General features: G+C 36.7%; 16 protein-coding genes and 1 tRNA gene. 16 read left to right on the forward strand and 1 reads right to left on the reverse strand.

Annotated features, from left to right (window positions below):
- Positions 1-236 precede the first annotated feature (236 nt).
- The 5 genes from QWT87_RS13185 (at position 237) to QWT87_RS13205 (ending at position 8259) form a co-directional block, all read left to right on the forward strand.
- Complete coding sequence (locus tag QWT87_RS13185; RefSeq protein ID WP_076390699.1) at positions 237-917, forward strand: response regulator transcription factor; 681 nt, start codon at positions 237-239, stop codon at positions 915-917.
- A gap of 1 nt (position 918) precedes the next feature.
- Positions 919-2283 carry an ATP-binding protein gene (locus QWT87_RS13190; RefSeq protein WP_302716463.1) on the forward strand — a complete coding sequence of 455 codons (1365 nt, stop codon included), beginning with the start codon at positions 919-921 and terminating at the stop codon, positions 2281-2283.
- Between the two features lie 246 nt (positions 2284-2529).
- Positions 2530-3771: a TolC family protein gene (locus QWT87_RS13195; protein WP_288457159.1), complete on the forward strand. Its 1242-nt coding sequence runs from the start codon at positions 2530-2532 to the stop codon at positions 3769-3771.
- Positions 3772-3773: 2 nt separating this feature from the next.
- Positions 3774-4859 carry an efflux RND transporter periplasmic adaptor subunit gene (locus QWT87_RS13200; RefSeq protein ID WP_087709678.1) on the forward strand — a complete coding sequence of 362 codons (1086 nt, stop codon included), beginning with the start codon at positions 3774-3776 and terminating at the stop codon, positions 4857-4859.
- 301 nt (positions 4860-5160) lie between these two features.
- Positions 5161-8259 (forward strand): efflux RND transporter permease subunit, encoded by a 3099-nt coding sequence (locus QWT87_RS13205; protein WP_302716464.1) that lies wholly within the window; start codon positions 5161-5163, stop codon positions 8257-8259.
- 434 nt (positions 8260-8693) lie between these two features.
- On the opposite strand, the gene QWT87_RS13210 is transcribed toward QWT87_RS13205, so the two are convergent.
- Positions 8694-10199, reverse strand: coding sequence for a DUF4394 domain-containing protein (locus tag QWT87_RS13210; RefSeq protein ID WP_302716465.1), 1506 nt, complete (start codon positions 10197-10199; stop codon positions 8694-8696).
- A gap of 335 nt (positions 10200-10534) precedes the next feature.
- Here QWT87_RS13210 and tuf point away from each other — a divergent pair, with 335 nt between their 5' ends.
- From tuf to QWT87_RS13265, 11 genes are all read left to right on the forward strand, one after another.
- Entirely contained in the window at positions 10535-11740 is a 1206-nt protein-coding gene (gene tuf, locus QWT87_RS13215; RefSeq protein WP_072955499.1) for an elongation factor Tu, read from the forward strand.
- A 60-nt stretch (positions 11741-11800) separates the two neighbouring features.
- Positions 11801-11871 (forward strand) — tRNA-Trp (locus tag QWT87_RS13220).
- Between the two features lie 12 nt (positions 11872-11883).
- Complete coding sequence (gene secE / locus QWT87_RS13225) at positions 11884-12090, forward strand: preprotein translocase subunit SecE (RefSeq protein ID WP_076390705.1); 207 nt, start codon at positions 11884-11886, stop codon at positions 12088-12090.
- Between the two features lie 22 nt (positions 12091-12112).
- Entirely contained in the window at positions 12113-12655 is a 543-nt protein-coding gene (nusG, locus tag QWT87_RS13230) for a transcription termination/antitermination protein NusG (protein WP_002976412.1), read from the forward strand.
- 113 nt (positions 12656-12768) lie between these two features.
- Positions 12769-13527 (forward strand): hypothetical protein, encoded by a 759-nt coding sequence (locus QWT87_RS13235; protein ID WP_302716466.1) that lies wholly within the window; start codon positions 12769-12771, stop codon positions 13525-13527.
- A 154-nt stretch (positions 13528-13681) separates the two neighbouring features.
- On the forward strand, positions 13682-14128 hold the full coding sequence (gene rplK, locus QWT87_RS13240) for a 50S ribosomal protein L11 (RefSeq protein WP_076390708.1): 447 nt from the start codon (positions 13682-13684) through the stop codon (positions 14126-14128).
- Positions 14129-14139: 11 nt separating this feature from the next.
- On the forward strand, positions 14140-14832 hold the full coding sequence (gene rplA, locus QWT87_RS13245; protein WP_029295585.1) for a 50S ribosomal protein L1: 693 nt from the start codon (positions 14140-14142) through the stop codon (positions 14830-14832).
- Positions 14833-14849: 17 nt separating this feature from the next.
- Entirely contained in the window at positions 14850-15437 is a 588-nt protein-coding gene (rplJ, locus tag QWT87_RS13250; RefSeq protein ID WP_116097674.1) for a 50S ribosomal protein L10, read from the forward strand.
- Between the two features lie 45 nt (positions 15438-15482).
- Complete coding sequence (rplL, locus tag QWT87_RS13255; protein WP_087707490.1) at positions 15483-15848, forward strand: 50S ribosomal protein L7/L12; 366 nt, start codon at positions 15483-15485, stop codon at positions 15846-15848.
- Between the two features lie 500 nt (positions 15849-16348).
- The gene (locus tag QWT87_RS13260) at positions 16349-17542 is read left to right on the forward strand and encodes a hypothetical protein (RefSeq protein WP_302716467.1); all 1194 of its coding nucleotides are present in this window, start codon (positions 16349-16351) and stop codon (positions 17540-17542) included.
- Between the two features lie 29 nt (positions 17543-17571).
- On the forward strand, positions 17572-20157 hold the full coding sequence (locus QWT87_RS13265; protein WP_302716468.1) for a T9SS type A sorting domain-containing protein: 2586 nt from the start codon (positions 17572-17574) through the stop codon (positions 20155-20157).
- Positions 20158-20776 lie beyond the last annotated feature (619 nt).

The raw sequence follows: 20776 nt of genomic DNA on the forward strand, positions 1-20776 counted from the left end.
AATTTTGTCTGAAATATTTAAAAACTTTCATAAAACCTAAAAATAGCGAGGCTTACCTTACCGATTCTGTTAAACACTCCCCATAAAAACAATTCGAATTCATTTGATTTTTCAGGATAAAAATTTTCAGAAGCATTCAATACAAATCTTAAAATTCAATTAAAAGTAATTCCTCCCTCATTCAATTTCTTTACAATCACCAAAAATTTCGTTACATTCGTATAAAATAATTTTCGATGAACATTCTTTTATTGGAAGACGATTTAATTCTTTCAGCGGAACTTTGCAAATTTCTGGAGTCAAATAATTTTACCTGCGATAAAATCTACGACGGTGAAACATTTCTTCGCCAGATCAGGAACAGTTCCTACGATTTATATCTTCTGGACATCAATGTTCCGAAAATTAATGGACTGGACGTTTGTCAGACCATCCGTTCTTTCGATAAAAATACGCCCATCATCATTATTTCGGCTTACGGAGATCTTTCCGATAAGAAAGATGCCTTTACACGTTTGGCGGATGATTATCTGGTAAAACCATTTCAGTTTGAAGAATTATTATTGCGCATCAATTCTTTGCTGAGAAGAAAAGCACCTTCTGAGAACATGGATCAGGAAATTATAAGAATCGATGATCTGATAGTAAATAAAACCGAACAGAAAGTCTATCGTGGCGGAAATGAAATTAATCTTACCCTGAAAGAATTTCAGTTGTTGGTTTATCTTGCCGAAGCGCAGGGAAGAACGGTTTCCAAGCAGCAGATCACGGAACACGTTTGGGAACATAATTTTAATACGAACACCAATACCGTGGAAGTCTACATCAATTTTTTACGAAAGAAGATCGATAAAGATTTTAAAGTAAAACTTATCCACACCCGTTCCGGTTTCGGATATTATCTAAGCCCGTTATAGAATGTCTTTAAAAAGGAAGATCGCGCTCAATCTCAGTATTGCCTTTTCATTGCTTTTTGCTATTGTAATGGTAGTTATTTATATGTCTTTTAATGATTTCCGCAGAGAAGAATTCAAAGAAAGATTCAGGCAAAGACTGGAGTTTACCTCTCATTTCATTGCCAAGTCTAAAGATTTTGAAGAAGAAGCACCTGTCTTTTTTAATGAAAATTCAGATAACATTCTTTTAAATGAAACCATATTAATTTTTAATGGGCAGAAAGAATTGATCTACAGCACCATTAAAGACCGCAATGTAACCTGGGATAATGAACTTCTGAAAGAACTCGACGAAAAAAAAGTAATCTATTCCGAAAAGACGGTACCTGAAATTTATGCGGCATTAAGAACCATCAACGGCGAAAAATATTATATTTTAACAAGTGCTTTAGATTCCAACGGAAAATCCAAGCTGGAATATCTTAAATATCTTTTAATAACGGCTTATGTGATGAGTGCGCTTCTCATCGGTTTTTTCAGTTATTATTTCATGGGACAGTTTTTAAAACCTCTGGAAGATCTTAATCAGGAAATTTCTGAAGTTACGGCACATAAATTAACAACACAGATTCCGGTTCGTAATTCTAATGATGAGATTGATGTTCTGGCAAAATCGTTTAACACAATGATTGGGAGGCTGGACGACGTTTTCCAGTCGCAGAAAGATTTTACCGCAAGTGCTTCCCACGAAATACGCACTCCCATCACCAGAATGGCTTTTCAGCTTGAAAATTTAATAAAATTCGGAGAACATTCTCCTGAAACTTTATCATCTTTACAGCAGATTCAAAGGGATGTGTATCAATTATCAGATCTTACGAATTCACTTTTGCTGCTTACCAAATTCGACAGGGAAAACATCCAGAGCATTTATGAAGAAGTGAGGATTGATGAAGTCATTTTTGAATCCTTTGAAGCGGTTGAAAAAAGCTATCCCAAATTAAAACTGGATTTTCTGATTTCCGAAGATACTTCTGAAGATGCACTTTTAACCATTAAAGGAATCCAGTCTTTACTCGATATTGTTTTCATCAACTTATTTAAAAATGCAGCCATCTATTCCGATGATGTGGAAGTGGATGTATTGATTAAAGAAAATGACGAACATCTGATTGTCGATGTCATTTCCCATGGAAATACCATTCCGAAAGAAGAACAGGCAAAACTTTTTGAAGCCTTTAAAAGAGGAAAAAATTCTCAGAATATTTCAGGTTCCGGATTGGGTTTAAGAATCGTTAAACGGATTCTCGAATATCACGGCGCACAAATTATTTATACTTCACCGGCAGATCTCCTTAATAAGTTCAGTGTGATTTTTGTGAAATAATTTTTTAAATTAATCTAAAACATTTACGTAATTCAGCTCTTGCGAACGAAAAATATTCTCAAAAACTTTAAATAAATCTTTGCAGACTTAGCGTTACACGAATTGAATTAATACTATAATCAACTCGTAACTTAATTTAAATGAGATGATTATATGTTGCTGCTTAACAAATTTAATTTTTTTTTAAGCATTCTTTAAGAGCATTTTAATAGCAGAAAGGCATTTTTGTATCATAAAATCAATAAAATGAACAAATTTGCAGGGCTGTTCATCGTCATTTCCTCATTCATGACGGCACAACAGCAAATGTCGCTTCGGGATTGCGAAGAAGCTTTCCAGAAGAACAATTTACAACTGCTCGCCGAACAGTACAACATCAACATGGCTGATGCAGATATTTTGCAGGCTAAAATCTGGGAACTTCCGCAGTTGAGCGGGCAAATCAATGCATTTAATCCCGAAGACAGAAAAGTTTTCGATGCGGGACACGCAAAAGGAGCGCAGGTAACCCAATTAATTTACATGGGAGGCAAAAAAAAGAATGAAATTGCCTTCGCAAAATCCAATAAAGAACTGGCGCAGCTTCAGTTTGCACAGCTTTTGGTAGATCTCAAATCCCAGCTTCGTTCCACTTACTTTGAACTTTACTACGAAAAATTAAAACTCGACAATACCAATAAGCAATTGGGTTACATGAACGATCTTCTGGCTGCCTACAAAATACAGTCTGCCAAAGGAAATGTTTCGCTGAAAGATGAAGTGCGATTACAGAGTATTGTCATTCAGTTAAATAACGATAAAGTAGGAATCAATAAAAATATTCTTGAATTTGAACAGACTCTGAAACTTCTTACAGGAGTTACTGAAGATATAGAACCGCAGCTTTCCGATTCCGAAGCGAAAGAAATTCTTGCCGCTCAGCCTTTCGGCGATGAAGCGGAACTTCAGAAAAAAGCACTCGAAAACAATGCCGATTATCAATATAATTTAAAATTAATCGACAACAGTAAATTATATGCGCAATGGCAGAAATCTTTAAACGTTCCTGATCTTAATCTGGGAGCAGGGTGGGACCAGAATGGCGGAACCTTCAAAAATGAAGTCAATCTGATGGTCGGAATTCCTCTTCCGCTTTGGAAATCCAATAAAGGAAATGTGGATAAAGCCAATTTTGCCATTCAGCAGAACCAGAAAAATGCAGAATTTCAGAAGCTGAACCTCGAAACAAAAGTACAGTCGGCTTACAAAATATGGAAAACACAATACGATCAGCTCAGCCAGATTAAATCTACCGATCTTAATAATATGGAACTGGTCTACAACGGGATGCTGAATAATTTCAGGAAAGGCAACATCAGTCTTATTGAATTTACAGACTTTATGGACAGTTACCGCGAAACGGCACTTCAGATTTATGATATGAAAAACGGGATCATGCAGTCTGCAGAACAATTGAATCAACTAGTACAAACGAAAATCTTCTATTAAACATGAAAAATTATATAATTCCGGTAATGATTGCCCTGTCTGTTTTATCTTGCTCCAAAAAAGAGGAAGAAGCAAAACCGCAGGCAAAAAAAGGATTTGAACTGAGCAACACGATGCTGAATTCAATCGATTTAGCAAAAGTTGAAAAAAAATATATAGAAGATGATTATAATTTCTACGGAAAGATTTCGGCAGACAAAAACAGCTACATCGATGTCTATCCTTTGGTCGGCGGAAATGTTTTAAGCGTTAATGTTGAACTGGGCGATCATGTAACCAAAGGTCAGGTTCTCGCCACTATACGAAGTACAGAATTGGCGGAAGTGCAGAAAGATGTGAGCGATGCAAAAACAGATTTGGTCGTTGCCCAGAACAATCTTCGCGTTGCCAAAGAAATGTATGAAGGAAAATTGAATACCGAAAGAGACGTTTTGGAAGCCAAAAGCCAGCTTCAGAAAGCACAGGATCAGTTGCAGCGGGCAAGTGCAGTGAGTACAGTGTATAATGTAAAAAAAGGAAATATTTACAGTGTGGTTGCGCCAATCAGCGGATACATTGTTCAGAAAAACATCAATAAAGATATGCAGCTCAGAAGCGACCGAAGCGATAATATTTTTGATGTTGCCAATACCACCAACGTTTGGGCAATCATGAACGTGAATGAATCTGATATTGATAAAATCAGTCTCGGAATGAAAGCACAGGTTTCCACATTATCGTATCCGGATAAGGTTTTTGATGGGAAAATTGATAAAATTTTTAAAATCATTGATCCTCAAACCAATGCGATGCAGGCAAGAGTAGTACTTGATAATCAGAATGGATTATTGATTCCGGAAAGCAAAGCAACGATAAAGGTAACAAGTTCGGAGAATAAAACCGCACTTACAGTTCCTTCCAAAGCCGTGATTTTTGATGATAACAGAAGTTTTGTGGTGATCTATAAATCCAGAACCGATGTAAAAGTGAAAGAAATAAAAGTTCTGAAACAGGTAGGAGACATTACCTACGTTTCCGAAGGGTTATCCGAAGGAGAACAGGTAATCACAAACAATCAGTTGTTGATTTATCGCTCTTTGAATAGCTGATTTTATTTAAAACATTAAGATTTTAATTAAGAAGTTACGTTGAATTAAGAAATATCTGAAGATATTTTAGATATCGGTTTTTAAAATTGTTTACAAGTCACTTAATAATTCTTAACTCCTTACATATCCTTAATGGTTAAAATCAAAAGATCTTCGCTGAGTGAATAGTTTATGCTGAGCTTGTCGAAGCACCTTTGCAAACGTAAAAAAACATATGGTTTGTCAAAAAGCTTCGCGCTCCTTGCGTTAAAAACAAAAGAAAACAAATTCAACGACTTTTTTAGGTCAAAAAAAATCCATCATGAACAAATTCATTAAAAATATCATTGCTTTTTCGTTAAAAAATAAAGCATTCACCTTTATTTGGGTGGCGATTCTGGCGGTTTCGGGATTCATAAGTTTCAAAAATATGCCCATTGAAGCCTTTCCCGATGTTACCAATACCCAGATTGTCATCATTACCCAATGGAACGGGAGAAGTGCCGAAGAAGTAGAACGTTTCGTTACCACACCTATTGAACTCGCAATGAGTCCGGTTCAGAAGAAAACCAGTGTAAGAAGTACCACGATGTTCGGACTTTCCATTGTTAAGATTCTTTTTGACGATGGAGTAGACGATATTTTTGCCAGAAATCAGGTCAATAATCAGCTTCGGACGGTGAGTCTTCCTGATGAAGTGGATCCCGAAGTACAGCCGCCTTACGGACCGACCGGGGAAATTTTCAGGTATACTTTACAGAGCAAAACCAAAGATTCCAGAGAACTGTTAACCTTACAAAACTGGGTAATCGACCGTGCTTTGAGAGGAGTTCCCGGTGTTGCAGACATCAACGTTTTCGGAGGTCAGGACAAAGTGTTCGAATTAAGCATCGATCCGAGAGCTTTAGATAAATACAATTTAACGCCGCTTCAGGTGTATGATGCCGTCACAAAAAGTAATTTGAATGTCGGTGGTGATGTTATTGAGAAAAACGGACAGGCTTACGTGGTGCGTGGAATCGGTCTGGTAAAATCTGTTGCCGATATCGGAAATATTACCATCCAGAACGACAGCGGAAACCCTGTTCTTGTTAAAAATGTTGCAGAAGTACACGAAAGCTCGATGCCGAGAGTAGGACAGGCGGGACTCAATCATCAGGAAGATACTGTTGAAGGAATTGTCGTGATGCGAAAAGGAGAAAATCCGCGTGAAGTTTTGGTCGGCGTAAAAGCAAAAATTAAAGAACTCAACGAAAAAGTGCTGCCGAAAGATGTAAAAATGGTCACTTTTTACGATCGTGATAATCTGATGGATTTCACCACGCACACTGTAATGCACAACCTTATTGAAGGAATTGTTCTGGTTACGGTAATTGTTTTGATTTTCATGGCAGACTGGAGAACAACGCTTATCGTTTCCATCATCATTCCTTTATCCTTATTATTTGCCTTTTTATGTCTGAAACTCGCGGGAATGAGCGCAAATTTACTTTCACTCGGCGCGGTAGATTTCGGAATTATCATTGACGGAGCGGTCGTCATGGTAGAAGGACTTTTTGTGATGCTCGACCATAAAGCCCACAAATACGGTGATGAAAAATTCAATAAACTGGCAAAAGCAGGCTGGATCAAACAGACGGGAACAGGTCTTGGAAAGGCAATCTTCTTTTCAAAATTGATTATCATTACTTCCCTGATCCCCATTTTTTCATTCCAGAAAGTGGAAGGAAAAATGTTTTCGCCATTGGCTTTTACGTTAGGTTTTGCTTTAATGGGCGCTTTGATTTTCACTTTAACGCTCGTTCCGGTACTTTCGCACATCCTTTTAAATAAAAATGTAAAGGAAAAAAATAATCCGTTCGTGAATTTCTGGGACAGAATTGTTTTAAAAGGATTCAATTTTACTTTTAAACATAAAAAACTCAGCTTAATTGTTTCTCTGTCGTTTTTAGCGGTGACTTTATTTTCAGGGAAATTTTTAGGAACCGAATTTTTACCGCAGTTAAATGAAGGTTCATTGTGGATTACCGCCGAAATGCCGATGAGTTCATCATTAAAAGAATCTTTAAATACAGCCGATCTTCTCAAGAAAGACATTATGAGTTTTCCGGAAGTTACAGATGTTCTCGCGCAGACGGGAAGAAGTAATGACGGAACCGACCCGAATGGTTTTGGGTTCGTACAGTTTGCCGTGAATCTTAAACCCAAAGAAGAATGGAAACGGAACATCACCTATGAAGAACTGATTGAAGAAATCGATAAAAAATTAAGAAATTATCAGGGAATTACATTCAATTATTCCCAGCCGATTTCAGACAATGTGGCTGAAGCAGTTGCCGGTTTCAAGGCAGAAAACGGAATTAAAATTTACGGAGATAATCTTCAGACTTTGGATATACTTGCTGAAAAAGTTTTAAAGGAGGTAAAGGATATTAAAGGCGTAAAAGATGCCGGAATTATTAAAAATATCGGTCAGCCGGAAGTAAGTGTAGTGCTCGACAGAGATAAAATGGCGGCTTACGGAGTAATGCCCGATGATGCGCAGTCGGTTCTGGAGATGGCTTTCGGAGGTAAAACCGCTTCGGAAATGTTTGACGGCGAAAGAAAATTCCCGATCCGTCTCCGTTATTCGCAGGAGTACAGAAAAGATGAAAATGATATTGCAGCCTTAATGGTTCCTACGCAGGACGGTGCTAAAATTCCGTTAAAAGAAATCAGCACGATTGAAAAAGACAACGGAGCTGCATTTATTTACAGAGATGATATTAAAAGATATATCGGGATTAAATTTTCCATCCGCGACCGTGATTTGGGAAGTACGATTGCCGATGCGCAGAAAGCGGTTTCTAAAATTGATCTTCCGGACGGATATTCTGTAGGATGGACCGGTCAGTTTGAAAATCAGCAGAGAGCTTCAAAACGATTGGCGCAGGTTGTTCCGATCAGTATTTTAGGAATTTTCTTCCTTTTATTTATCCTTTTCGGAAATATGAAAGATTCTTTACTGGTTTTGGCAAACGTACCTTTTGCTTTAATTGGCGGAATTATCGCATTGCACGTTACCGGAATTAATTTCGGAATTTCAGCCGGAGTAGGAATGATTGCCCTTTTGGGAATCTGTATTCAGAACGGAGTCATCCTCATCACAGAATTTCATCAGAATGTTAAAAACGGAATGGATCTGGACAGCTCACTTCTGAATGGGGTGAAATCCAGAACGCGTCCTGTGATCATGACGGCTTTAATGGCATCGATCGGATTAATGCCTGCTGCTTTATCCACAGGAATCGGATCAGAATCCCAAAAACCTTTGGCAATCGTCATTATCGGAGGATTAATTACGGCAACTGTTTTAACCCTGCTGATTTTCCCGATTATTTTCTGGATTTTCAACCGAACTAAAAAATCTCAGCAGATCTGATCATTTCTTTCAATTATATTTTAAACTCATTTTAAATTTAACCGCAAAAGAGACAAAAGACTTTATTGAATTTATCTAAAGGATTTCAAAAGTCTGCAAAGAGAAAAAATCTTTGATTTTTTTTAACTTATGTGCTCTTTTTTCCATTTAAGAAGTAAACTTAAACAACTAAAGGGTTACAATCTTTTGCGGTAAAAAAAATTAGGCAAGTTTTACTTTAACCTTTATTTAACCACAGGTGGCAAAAGATATTTAAATAAGATAACTAAAACTTTAAAGAAAGAGTTTATGTTTTCTTTTCTTTACCTTAATAATAAACTATCAATATATTTTCGAAATCTTTTGCCTTTGCGGCTAAAAAACATTCGGTTAAAAAAGAATCGCGGAAAACTTTGTTTTCCGCGATTCTCGCTATTGAAATAATTATTATGAGTTTAGAATCCTAATCCCACAGCAAAACCTCTTACTGCATTTGGGAAATCTGAAACCGCAGTTGCAGCTCCCGTAGAAGTATTAATGCTGTATACTTTTGTGGCAGTTCCCACTGTTGCCAGTAAATACGCTTTTTGGCTCATGCTTCCGATATCGAAACCGTTCGCACTGGTAATATTGATTCCTAAAGAACCTGTTTCTACCAAAGTTCCGTTGTTCGGTGGATTTTGTTGATACAATTTGTCTGTATTGTGATCGATAACGAATAAAGTCGTTGAAGTAGCTCCTGCAAAATTATTGGTATAAGCAGCCGCTCCGATCATCGGAGTTCCCGGATTCAGCATTCCGTCTGCTGCCGTTATTCCGCCTGTTACAGGATCAAGACGAAGATTTTGTCCCGTGTTGCTCACAACTCTGATCTTATCAACCGTCGGATTAAAATCAAATCCGAAATCTGTTCCGGCAAGTAACGTTGCAAAAGGAGAAGTTCCCACTGCAGTTGCAGCTCCTGTTCCTAAGTTAATTGTATAGAGTCTGCTTGAACTTCCCAAAGCATAAAGCTGTCCGTTCAAAGGTCTGAAATCTATTCCTAAAATACTTTCACCACTCTGAAGTCCTGTAATTCCCTTTGAAACCGGCATCGGACTGTTCGGATTGAAAATCTGAAGGTTGTTTGAATTATCTACTGCGTAAGCAACCGGCTCTGTAGGAATCGCAAGATCAATAATCTGTTGCTGAAGCATACCGATGTTGGTTGCTTTACCTGTACTCAGATCCAATAAATGCAGGTTGCTGTTTAAAGCTAATAATGCTACACCGTTATCATATTTAATATCAAAAGCAGCCTGTCCTGTAAAAGTAGTTCCCAAACTTCCGACTTCTACCAATGTTCCGTTGTTCGGAGGATCCTGCTTAAATAACTTTCCGGAAGTCATATCAATATCATACAGAACTGTGCTTGTAGCTCCGGATTTGCTGTTGGTATAAGCAACTCCTGTTACAGCAGGCGTTCCGCCTCCGTTAATGTTCATATCGGTTGCAGCAACCGCTCCTGTTTCCGGATGAAGTCTTAAATTCTGCCCTGTATTGCTTACTAAACGAATTCTGTCTACGGTAGGATTAAAATCAATTGACGCAATTGTTCCTGAAACAGCCGGTGAAAATGCCGATGTACTTACCGCTCTTGCGGAAGCGTTGGAGGTGTTGATGATGTACAGTTTGCTTGCACTGGATAAAGCGTAAAGCTCTCCTGTTGCAGGTCTGAAATCGATACTCATTAGTTTTTCGCCTGAAACTACTCCTGTAACAGCGGTTTTAGAAGTAAACATTTTGGGATTGTTGGCATTGAAGGCTACAAGTTCGTTGTTCGCCGTAAGTCCGTAAGCCATAAGATCGGGTCCCTGAACAGGCATATTCATGTCTGTGGACATCATATCATCGGAATCATCACATGAAAATAAGATGATGGTGCTGAACAGTACGGTACATAAATGTAATAATTTTCTCATAATATATTATTTTAATGGTTCATATTTCCATCTACGATAAAAGATATATTATGGTTTTGCATTACTGCATTTTTTCTCAATATTATTTTTTTCATCTATTTTATTGCATTCATAATTAAAGAGATAGTTTATATTTTGGCTAAAAGGTTTATTCTGGATTTTCTAAATTGAGAAATTTGTGTAAATTTGCAATCTCAATACATTGAAATATAAGGTTTGTACTTCATTGGATTTGAATATTGAAACTTTTTTTAATAAAAAGGTTTTGGTATTTAAAAATTCATTATATTTGCACACCGAAAATTTGAAAAACAATAAATAAATAATTTTAAATCATGGCAAAGGAAACGTTTAATCGTAACAAACCACACTTGAACATTGGTACTATTGGTCACGTTGACCATGGTAAAACTACTCTTACAGCTGCTATTTCTGCTGTATTAGCTAGCAAAGGTCTTGCTGAGAAAAAAGACTTCTCTGCAATTGACTCTGCTCCAGAAGAAAAAGAAAGAGGTATTACTATCAATACAGCTCACATCGAATACGAAACTGAGAAAAGACACTATGCTCACGTTGACTGCCCAGGTCACGCGGATTATGTAAAGAACATGGTAACTGGTGCTGCTCAGATGGATGGAGCTATCGTGGTATGTGCTGCGACTGACGGACCAATGCCTCAAACAAGAGAACACATTCTACTTTGCCGTCAGGTAAACGTACCAAGAATCGTTGTTTTCATGAATAAAGTTGACATGGTAGATGATGCTGAGTTGTTAGAGCTTGTTGAAATGGAGCTTAGAGACTTATTATCTACTTATGAATTCGACGGAGATAACTCTCCAGTAATCCAAGGTTCTGCATTAGGAGCTCTTACTGCTGCTACTGAAGGTAACTCTGATGACAAGTGGTTCAAAACTGTTGAGCAGTTAATGGATGCTGTTGACGAGTGGATCGAAGAGCCAACAAGAGATACAGATAAGCCATTCTTGATGCCAATCGAAGACGTATTCTCTATTACAGGTAGAGGTACTGTAGCAACTGGTAGAATCGAGGCTGGTATCATCAACACTGGTGATCCTGTAGACATCGTAGGTATGGGTGATGAAAAATTAACTTCTACAATTACAGGGGTTGAGATGTTCAGAAAAATCCTAGATAGAGGTGAAGCTGGTGATAATGTAGGTCTATTGTTGAGAGGTATTGAAAAAACTGACATCAAGAGAGGTATGGTTATCGCTAAGAAAGACTCTGTGAAGCCACACAAAAAATTCAAAGCATCTGTTTATATCCTTTCTAAAGAAGAAGGTGGACGTCATACTCCATTCCACAACAAATACCGTCCTCAGTTCTACGTAAGAACTACTGACGTTACAGGTGAGATCTTCTTACCAGAAGGTGTAGAAATGGTAATGCCTGGTGATAACTTAGAGATCACTGTAGAATTGTTACAACCAATCGCTCTTAACGAGGGTCTTAGATTCGCGATCAGAGAAGGAGGTAGAACAGTTGGTTCAGGTCAGGTAACTGAAATCTTAGACTAATCATCTAACACAATATAAAAGCTTCCGTAAGGAACTTCTTTACGGAAGCTTTTTTTAACTACGGGCATCGTCCAATGGTAGGATACCGGTCTCCAAAACCGTTGATCAGGGTTCGAATCCTTGTGCCCGTGCAAATAACAATTATGAGTTCATTTGTCGATTTTTTAAAAGGTTCTTATAACGAATTCAGACATAAAGTTGAATGGCCAAAGTGGTCTGATCTGCAATCTTCTACAATTGTAGTAACTGTTGCAACAGTGATCTTGGCGTTATTTACTTTTGGAGTTGATGAATTGTTTTCTAAAGCAATCAGCAACATCATTGGAATGCTAATCAACTTGTTCAATTAATAATAAAAGTATTTTCCCAATAATGAGCGAATTGAAATGGTATGTGCTGAAAGCGATCAGCGGACAGGAAAATAAAGTGAAAAATTACATTGAGACGGAAATCAAGCGTTTAGGGTTTGAACAGTACGTTACTCAGGTAGTTATTCCTATGGAAAAGGTTATTCAGATCAGAAACGGTAAAAAAGTTCCTAAAGAAAGACCTTACTATCCTGGATACTTAATGATTGAAGCTGATTTGATGGGAGAGATTCCTCACGTTATCAAAAATATTCCGGGAGTTATTTCTTTCTTAAGCTTAACAAAAGGAGGAGATCCTGTTCCGATGAGAAAATCTGAGGTAAACAGAATGTTGGGAAGAATGGATGAACTTTCTGAATTTGCAAGCGATGTTGAAATCCCTTATGTAGTGGGTGAAAACGTTAAAGTAATAGACGGACCATTCAACGGATTCAACGGAACTGTTGAGAAAATTCTTGAAGATAAAAAGAAAATTGAAGTTTCTGTACTTATCTTCGGTAGAAAAACTCCAATGGAGCTTAGCTACATGCAGGTAGAAAAAGTGTAAAAACTTTAAAAAATAATTTAAAAAGACTGTTCGAAAGAATGGTCTTTTTCTTTTTAATATATTTGATGATGATTCGAACTATTTCATTATATATATTCTTAACATTCCTTCTTTTGTCTGCAATAAACTGTAAAAAAGAAACTTCTTCGCCGCCATCGGTCAATTCTCCGTCACCTCAAAAGCAAAATGTTGTAATAGCCGTAGATACAACTTTAACTTCGGGAATTGTAGATAATCTTTTAAAGCCTGTCTATGATACGATGAATATGAAACCTTTAGAAGAAATGGATGATGAAATACAGCTTTCAAGATCAGATATCAAACGTTTTGTAATAGGAAAAGAAAAATTTGCTGCTTTAGTAGTAGAAAATCAATATCCTTTTGCAGGCGCATCCACAGGGCATTGTGATCTGTTCATATTCCGATTCAATGGTAAGAATTGGGAAACTGCTGATTTTATGATTGAAGCAGGAAGTGGTGGAATGTATGGGAATTCCGGTTCGTTGCATAGCTTTACTATGATTGGTAAAGAGACGGTATGCTTTGCTTTATCAGGCGGACAAACTCATATGGGAACTTTATATTATGATGATTTGGTTATTTTCAGCCAGAATAAATTAAAAAAGGCGTGTACTGTTACTACAGAATATTCTTACGGAGATTGGGATGATAATTCAGATGGAACCAGATTTTGTTATAATGTTCAGTATGCGTTTCTTCCATCAGAGAAGTCGGTGTACGATTTGCAACTTGTAAAGGAGAGTTGCTTAAAAGAAAACAAGGATCAAATTCTGGATAAAATTGTTGTACCATTCGATAATAGAGACGGTGTGTTTAAAATTCCACAATCTTTTGATGATAGTTTGCCTTAATTTATTTAAAAATCAACATATTCCGTTTGCTATTTCAAAAATATTTCATAATTTTGCAGTCCGAAAAGTAGGATTATCTAATGTGAGAATGGATAACCTGCTGAATAATAAATGCTTCCAAACTCATTAATTATTCAAATTTAAAAAACAAACAATGGCTAAAAAAGTCTTTAAAATGGTAAAGCTTCAGGTGAAAGGTGGCGCAGCTAACCCTTCTCCACCAGTAGGTCCAGCTTTGGGTTCTGCAGGTGTGAACATCATGGAGTTTTGTAAGCAATTTAACGGAAGAACTCAAGATAAGCCGGGACAAGTTTTACCTGTAGTAATTACAGTATACGAAGACAAATCTTTTGAATTCGTAATCAAAACTCCTCCTGCAGCGATCCAGTTAATGGATGCAGCTAAAATCAAGGGTGGTTCCGGAGAACCGAACAGAAACAAAGTAGGTGCTGTAACTTGGGCTCAGGTTCAAAAGATTGCTGAAGATAAAATGGCAGACCTTAACTGCTTTACAATGGATTCAGCTGTTTCTATGGTTGCAGGTACTGCAAGATCTATGGGATTAAGAGTAACAGGAACTAAACCAACTTTTAACGCTTAAAACTTAAAGAAATGGCAAAATTAACAAAGAAGCAAAAGGAAGCTTTAAGCAAAGTAGAAAAAGGAAGAATCTATAACCTTGAAGAAGGTGCAGCTCTTGTAAAAGAAGTAAATACTGCAAAGTTTGATGCTTCTGTAGATATCGCTGTAAGATTAGGGGTAGATCCAAGAAAAGCAAACCAAATGGTAAGAGGTGTTGTATCTCTTCCTCACGGAACTGGTAAAGATGTTAAAGTTTTGGCTTTAGTAACTCCAGATAAAGAAGCAGAAGCTAAAGAAGCGGGTGCTGATTATGTAGGTCTTGATGAATATTTACAAAAAATCAAAGAAGGTTGGACAGACGTTGACGTTATCGTTACGATGCCGGCTGTAATGGGTAAATTAGGACCATTGGGTAGAGTATTAGGACCAAGAGGTTTAATGCCAAACCCTAAATCAGGTACTGTAACTATGGAAATTGGTAAAGCAGTAACTGAAGTGAAAGCTGGTAAAATTGATTTCAAAGTTGATAAATACGGTATTATCCACGCTGGTATTGGTAAAGTATCTTTCGATGCTGCTAAAATCAAGGAAAATGCTCAGGAATTGATCTCTACTTTGATTAAAATGAAGCCAACTGCTGCTAAAGGAACTTATGTGAAGTCTATCTATCTTTCTTCTACAATGAGTCCTGGTATTGCAATCGATACTAAATCTGTTAACTAATTATAAATCCTAAGACAATGACAAAAGACCAAAAAGTTGTAGCAATACAAGAGATCAAAGATTTGCTTCAGGATGCAAAAGTAGTTTACGTAGCAGATCTAGAAGGTTTGAACGCTGGAAAATCTTCTGACTTCAGAAGACAGGCTTTCAAGCAAAATATCAAAGTAAAAGTTGTTAAAAATACACTTTTGCAAAAAGCAATGGAGCAGATTGAAGGAGTAGATTACTCTGAGATGTTCCAGTCTTTCAAAGGAAATTCTGCAATTATGATTGCTGAGACCGCAAGTGCTCCAGCAAAATTAATCAGAGATTTCAGAAAGAAAGAAGAAAAGCCGGCGTTAAAGTCTGCTTTCGTTCAGGAAACTTTCTATGTAGGTGACAATAACCTAGAGATGTTAGCTAACATCAAGTCTAGAGAAGAAATGATCGGTGAAATCATCGGATTACTTCAGTCTCCAATCCAGAGAGTTGTTTCTGCTCTTCAAAACAAACCTGAGACAGTAGAAGCTAAAGCTGAAGAAGCTGCACCTGCAGTAGAAGAAGCTCCTGCTACTGAAACTCCGGAAACTCCGGCTGCTGAAGGAGAAGCTCCAGCTGCTGAATAATTTACACTCAAAAAATAATCAATAATCAACAAAAACATTACAACAATGTCAGATTTAAAAAATTTAGCTGAAACGCTAGTAAACTTAACAGTAAAAGACGTAAACGAATTAGCTGCTATCCTTAAGGATGAGTACGGAATTGAGCCTGCTGCTGCTGCAGTAGTAATGGCTGGTCCTGCTGGTGAAGCTGCTGAAGAAAAGACTGAATTCGACGTAATTCTTAAGTCTGCAGGTGCTTCTAAATTAGCGATCGTTAAATTAGTAAAAGATTTAACTGGTGCTGGTCTTAAAGAAGCTAAAGATATCGTAGACGGTGCTCCTGCTCCATTGAAGCAAGGTGTATCTAAAGACGAAGCTGAAGCTCTTAAGAAGCAATTAGAAGAAGCTGGTGCTGAAGTAGAATTGAAATAATTCTAGTTTACATTAAAAATAGGAAGCCTGAACATTTTGTTCAGGCTTTTTTTATTGGGTTTAAAAATTCATTTTAATATCTATAAATATTTATGAACTAAAAAAAAGCAATTGTAATTTTTTATTTTTAAATTATTTTTAGTTTTTGCCTTTTTATTTTATTTATTATGTGTTAAATTATTTATATTGTTAAATTTTTTAATAAAAATTTATAATTTAATTGAAAATATACTATATTTGTATCCGTAAAACACACAGCCTTGGATATAAATTATTTTCTGTCGGACATTAATGTGCCGCTTATTCTTTACATGATCTTGTTGATGTATTTTAATACAGCAAAGCTGTTAAATTCCTCTCTTTATCAACAGATATCATATAAAAATTCTTACTTATAAAATTACATCACTGCTAATTTTATCACACATTGTAAAATTATCTTTACAGAAGGCATGAAATAACTTTTCATGTAATCTTTCAAAAACTACAAATATCATATAATGAAAAACAAATTATTCGGATTGTCCGTGTTGACAATTTTCAGTTGCATGCTAAACGCACAAGTAGGCATTAATACTAATTTGGGACAGGCAACTCTCGATGTTGTGGGAGCGCCTTCAAATCCAAATAAACTTGATGGAATTATTGCACCGCGAATTACAGGAGATCAACTTAAGGGAAAAAACTATTCTACAGCTCAGACTGGTGCAATTGTTTATGTAACAACTCCTGATACAGCACCTTCAGGTCAGACCGTCAATGTTACAAGCACAGGATATTATTATTTTGATGGCTCAGTTTGGATTCAGTTTCTTCAGCCACAGTCTTCAGATTGGAAAACAACCGGAAACTCAGGAACTACGGCTTCTGCTTCAACTTTAGGGACTGCTGTTTCTTCCGGAAACTTTTTAGGAACTACCGACAGTCAGAATTTAGTATTTACAACAAACAATACCGTAAAAGCAATTTTGGATGTTAATGGTAATCTTAGAGGTGGAAATGCCAATACTTCAGCTCCTTATGCATCACTTTCTTGGGGTTCAAACAATACATTATCAAACAATACCTCGTCCAACATCGCTTTAGGAAGAGAAAATACCGTTGCTGCGCAGGCTGCCAACTTTCCGGGTGTGGCAATAGGAGCAGCAAACAGTTCTTTAAGCGGAGCAAAAACAATAGGGAACAACAATTTTGCCACAGGAGCCAATACCATTGTTTTGGGAAATAATAACGGAACTTCCGCAGCTAACGTCAGCGGAATTAATGTTGGAAACTCCAATGTAAATTCTGGTGGTTTTGCTTTTGGAACAGGAAATAACGTAACGAGCAATAATTATGCATTTGGAAATGCCAATGTTGCAAGCGGAGCAGCCGGCGCAATTGCTTTCGGAACCAATGCAAGTGCAACCATTGCCAATCAGACTGTTTATGCCAATACCTCACATGCATTTTCCGGACAGGGTGTAATTGGAACAGCAATTACGGACGTTGGTGTAAATATGACTCCCAACGGAACTAATATTCCGGATCTTGAAATCAGTAAAGGGATTTTAATTAAAGCCACCGGTGTTCCTGTAACTTCAGACTGTAACGCAAGTAATGAAGGAACTATTGTTTATGGTAAATCCGGAAATACAGGAAGCTTTTACGGATGCAGAATTTCCGCAGGAGTATATGCGTGGCAACAATTCTAAAAAATACACAAACTTTAAAATCTATAAAAATGACAAAAAAATTATTTACGAAAATTACAGCATTTCTCATGCTGTTTCTGCTGTCTGTGAAGATTTTCGGACAGGGTTACACACCGATTCGAGGAATGGGAGTTGAAGCAAAACCACTTAACGCAAACGGAATATGCCTGGCTTGTTACAGCGGAAGCACAAATCCCCTTATTGATGCCAATTTGGATAACAGCGTAAGTATGGGAAGCTTTACCACCTTGGTAAGCGGAAACGGAGTTTCTGTTAAAAATACAAATACCACTTATCCTGCAGGATATATTACTGGTTTTAATGTAGATTTAGGAACCAGTGTTGTTACGGCAAGTCTTTTAAGCAACTTAAGAATCAGTACTTATAAAGCAGGAGTTCTTCAGGAATCTTCAAATAGTGCAACTTTACTGTCTGTTCCTGCATTTGGAGGAACCAAAACAAGAATTTTCCTTCACTTTAAAACAACTAAAGATTTTAACGAAGTAAGACTGTATCAGGTTAACGCCCTTTCTATATTCAGTACCCTGAATATTTATTATGCATTTGCTTTTGATCCCAATAAAGTTCCTGTAGATAATAATGGCATCTGTGATGATATTATTGCAGGAAGCGGTGTAGATGGAAATGTTTCAGGAAGCAGCAGCTTTTTAGCACCTCTTTCTTTCGTGGTCGACAGGCAAAAGATTGGCGACGGAGATAAAAGTTCTTACGGTTCTGTTGTTTTACCGGCAGGCTTGTTGGGATCATACTCTGTAGGCGTATTAGATAAGAATCAGGTTTATCCCGCAGGAAACAAAGCCGGGTTTGTTATTGAACCGGACGATCAGGGTAAATTGCTAAGTGCTGAATTTTTGAAAAATATAACAATTGAAACCTATTTATTCGGGCAGTTACAGGATTCTAAAAACTTATTTGATGGAGGCGGGCTGATTAATATCAAAGTGTTAAGATTCGGTTCCAACAAACAAAAAATTTCCCTCAATACAACCAAGCCTTTTAATGAAGTAAGATTAAAAATTACGCAGACAGTAGGCGTGAATTTCGGAGCTTTAAAAGTATTTTATGCCTTCGAAGAACCTCAGGATTGCGACTGTAATGAGTATATTCAGACTTCGGGAACTTCAAGATTAGGAGATATTGTACAGGGTGCTTCATGGACAGGTGCTTCGGGAACAATTTTAGGATTAACCAATATTACCAACACAGGAAACGTTGTAGATGCCAACACAACAAATTTTGCAACAGTAAATTTTTCTCCAATTAATTTATTAATTCCAACAGTTAGGTTAACCGTTAAAAGCAATACAGGAGAATATCCTGCCGGGACTTTCGGCGGATTTACCTTAACGAAAAGTGCTAATTTGTTAACTATAAATGCTCTAGATTATATTACCGTTACTTTTTATAAAGGAACAACGGTTACAGAATCCAGAACTTCGGGAGGTTTATTCAGCGGACAGTTTATTACTTCGGCTTCCAATCAGTTTTATGTTGGTTTTACAGCAACAAAAGCGTTCGACAGAATGAAAATTGAAATCAATCCAGGAATAGGAATCACTTTGGCGCAGCAATACTACATTTATAATGCATTTGTTCAGCTTGATGACGATCAGGACGGTGTTCCGAACTGTAACGATAAATGTCCGAACGGAAACGACAGTATTGATAACAACGGAAACGGTATTCCGGATTGTGCTGAAGGATGTTCTGTGGTAAATGATAAATCTTCTGCACTAGACAGCGATGGAGATGGTGTTGCAGATGCTTGCGATAATGATTCTGATAACGACGGCATTCCGGATGCATGGGAAGACCTTAATGGAAACGGAAAATTTGAAGATGATGATGTAGACGGAAATAAACTGGTTATTGCAGAACTGGGAGACGGAATTTCAAGTTATCTTGATCTTGATTCTGATAACGATGGTATTTTAGATTTATTTGAATCTGGAATTCCAACTTCAGTTATCGATCAGATTGATGCGGATCATAACGGAATTATCGACAGCGGCGTTGCGGCAGGAAATAACGGAATTGCAGATATTCTGGAAACATCTCCGGATTCAGGCGTTATGAAATATCCTTTAAAAAATACAGATGGAGACGATAAACCTGATTTTTTAGATTTGAAATCCAATAATATAGACTTTGATCTTTATACCATCGGAAAAGATAATCTGGATGATCTTGGAGAAGGATTTATTTCGAGAATAAACGATGCAGATGCAGATGGAATTCAGGCGGTTGTAGATACAGATCTTATTGCGAAAGGTTCTCCGAATTCCCCTCTTTCACCATATTCTTCTTTTGCGAAAAACAGTGCAATTGCAGCTAAAGCTTCTGTGGGAGAAGTAAAGACAGTAGCAAATGATGTTAAAATTTATCCTAATCCTGTAAAAGCTGGGGAAAATTTAAATGTAAAATCTGATGAAGAAGGTACATACACATTGTTTTCAGCTCAGGGACAGTTAATCCGCTCAGGTAAATTTTCAGGAAATACCGAAATTGCTACTTCTTCTTTACCGGCAGGAATGTACATTATAAAAGTAGAAACAAAAACGACTGTAAAATCATACAAAGTCATCGTGAGGTAATTTCAATAAATAAATCGTTTCTACACATAAGTCATTCGCAAGAATGACTTATGTTTTTAAATATCTGAAATTAAATGTTTTATTGATTTTTTTTAATTAACTTTATAAAAAAAGTAATTACCGTAAACAAATAGTAATTATTCTTAGTTTCTTGCAGTAAATATATATTATGACGGCTTTTTCGAATATTGATCATTTGCTAATCTATTTCGATAAAATCGGTCGTACATCAAAATACAGCTAAATCTTAGGTTATTGTAATGATTTTAAGATTGAGTTTTTTTTATTAAGGGTAGGTCATCCATATTTTTGGATGACCTTTTTGTGTAAAAAATGTATAGAAATAAAATATTACTGTCCCAAAATTTTCCATCATTAAAAAAGTTTGAGTTTTTGCTGAATGAATAAGGTGTGCAGATTAGAAAACAGTCGATATTTAAAAAGAATCTTAGTGATCTCCTGCTTTAAATAACAGTATAATTAATAATGGAATCGAAATTTTAAAAGCACAACGATAAGGCAATAGGGAAATCATAAAAACAATTAACATCTTCAGAATGAAGTTGTTTTATTTGTATATGAAAATAAAATGTTGTAAATTTGCAGTCTCTTTTGGCGC

It is taken from the genome of Chryseobacterium urinae, assembly GCF_030518295.1.
In the GTDB taxonomy this organism is placed as follows: Bacteria; Bacteroidota; Bacteroidia; order Flavobacteriales; family Weeksellaceae; genus Chryseobacterium; species Chryseobacterium mucoviscidosis.

Coding starts and splice junctions, on each gene's coding strand:
- QWT87_RS13185 (WP_076390699.1), top strand. CDS start 237: ATGAACATTCTTTTATTGGAAGACGATTTAATTCTTTCAGCGGAACTT.
- QWT87_RS13190 (WP_302716463.1), top strand. CDS start 919: ATGTCTTTAAAAAGGAAGATCGCGCTCAATCTCAGTATTGCCTTTTCA.
- QWT87_RS13195 (WP_288457159.1), top strand. CDS start 2,530: ATGAACAAATTTGCAGGGCTGTTCATCGTCATTTCCTCATTCATGACG.
- QWT87_RS13200 (WP_087709678.1), top strand. CDS start 3,774: ATGAAAAATTATATAATTCCGGTAATGATTGCCCTGTCTGTTTTATCT.
- QWT87_RS13205 (WP_302716464.1), top strand. CDS start 5,161: ATGAACAAATTCATTAAAAATATCATTGCTTTTTCGTTAAAAAATAAA.
- QWT87_RS13210 (WP_302716465.1), bottom strand. CDS start 10,199: ATGAGAAAATTATTACATTTATGTACCGTACTGTTCAGCACCATCATC.
- tuf (WP_072955499.1), top strand. CDS start 10,535: ATGGCAAAGGAAACGTTTAATCGTAACAAACCACACTTGAACATTGGT.
- secE (WP_076390705.1), top strand. CDS start 11,884: ATGAGTTCATTTGTCGATTTTTTAAAAGGTTCTTATAACGAATTCAGA.
- nusG (WP_002976412.1), top strand. CDS start 12,113: ATGAGCGAATTGAAATGGTATGTGCTGAAAGCGATCAGCGGACAGGAA.
- rplK (WP_076390708.1), top strand. CDS start 13,682: ATGGCTAAAAAAGTCTTTAAAATGGTAAAGCTTCAGGTGAAAGGTGGC.
- rplA (WP_029295585.1), top strand. CDS start 14,140: ATGGCAAAATTAACAAAGAAGCAAAAGGAAGCTTTAAGCAAAGTAGAA.
- rplJ (WP_116097674.1), top strand. CDS start 14,850: ATGACAAAAGACCAAAAAGTTGTAGCAATACAAGAGATCAAAGATTTG.
- rplL (WP_087707490.1), top strand. CDS start 15,483: ATGTCAGATTTAAAAAATTTAGCTGAAACGCTAGTAAACTTAACAGTA.
- QWT87_RS13260 (WP_302716467.1), top strand. CDS start 16,349: ATGAAAAACAAATTATTCGGATTGTCCGTGTTGACAATTTTCAGTTGC.
- QWT87_RS13265 (WP_302716468.1), top strand. CDS start 17,572: ATGACAAAAAAATTATTTACGAAAATTACAGCATTTCTCATGCTGTTT.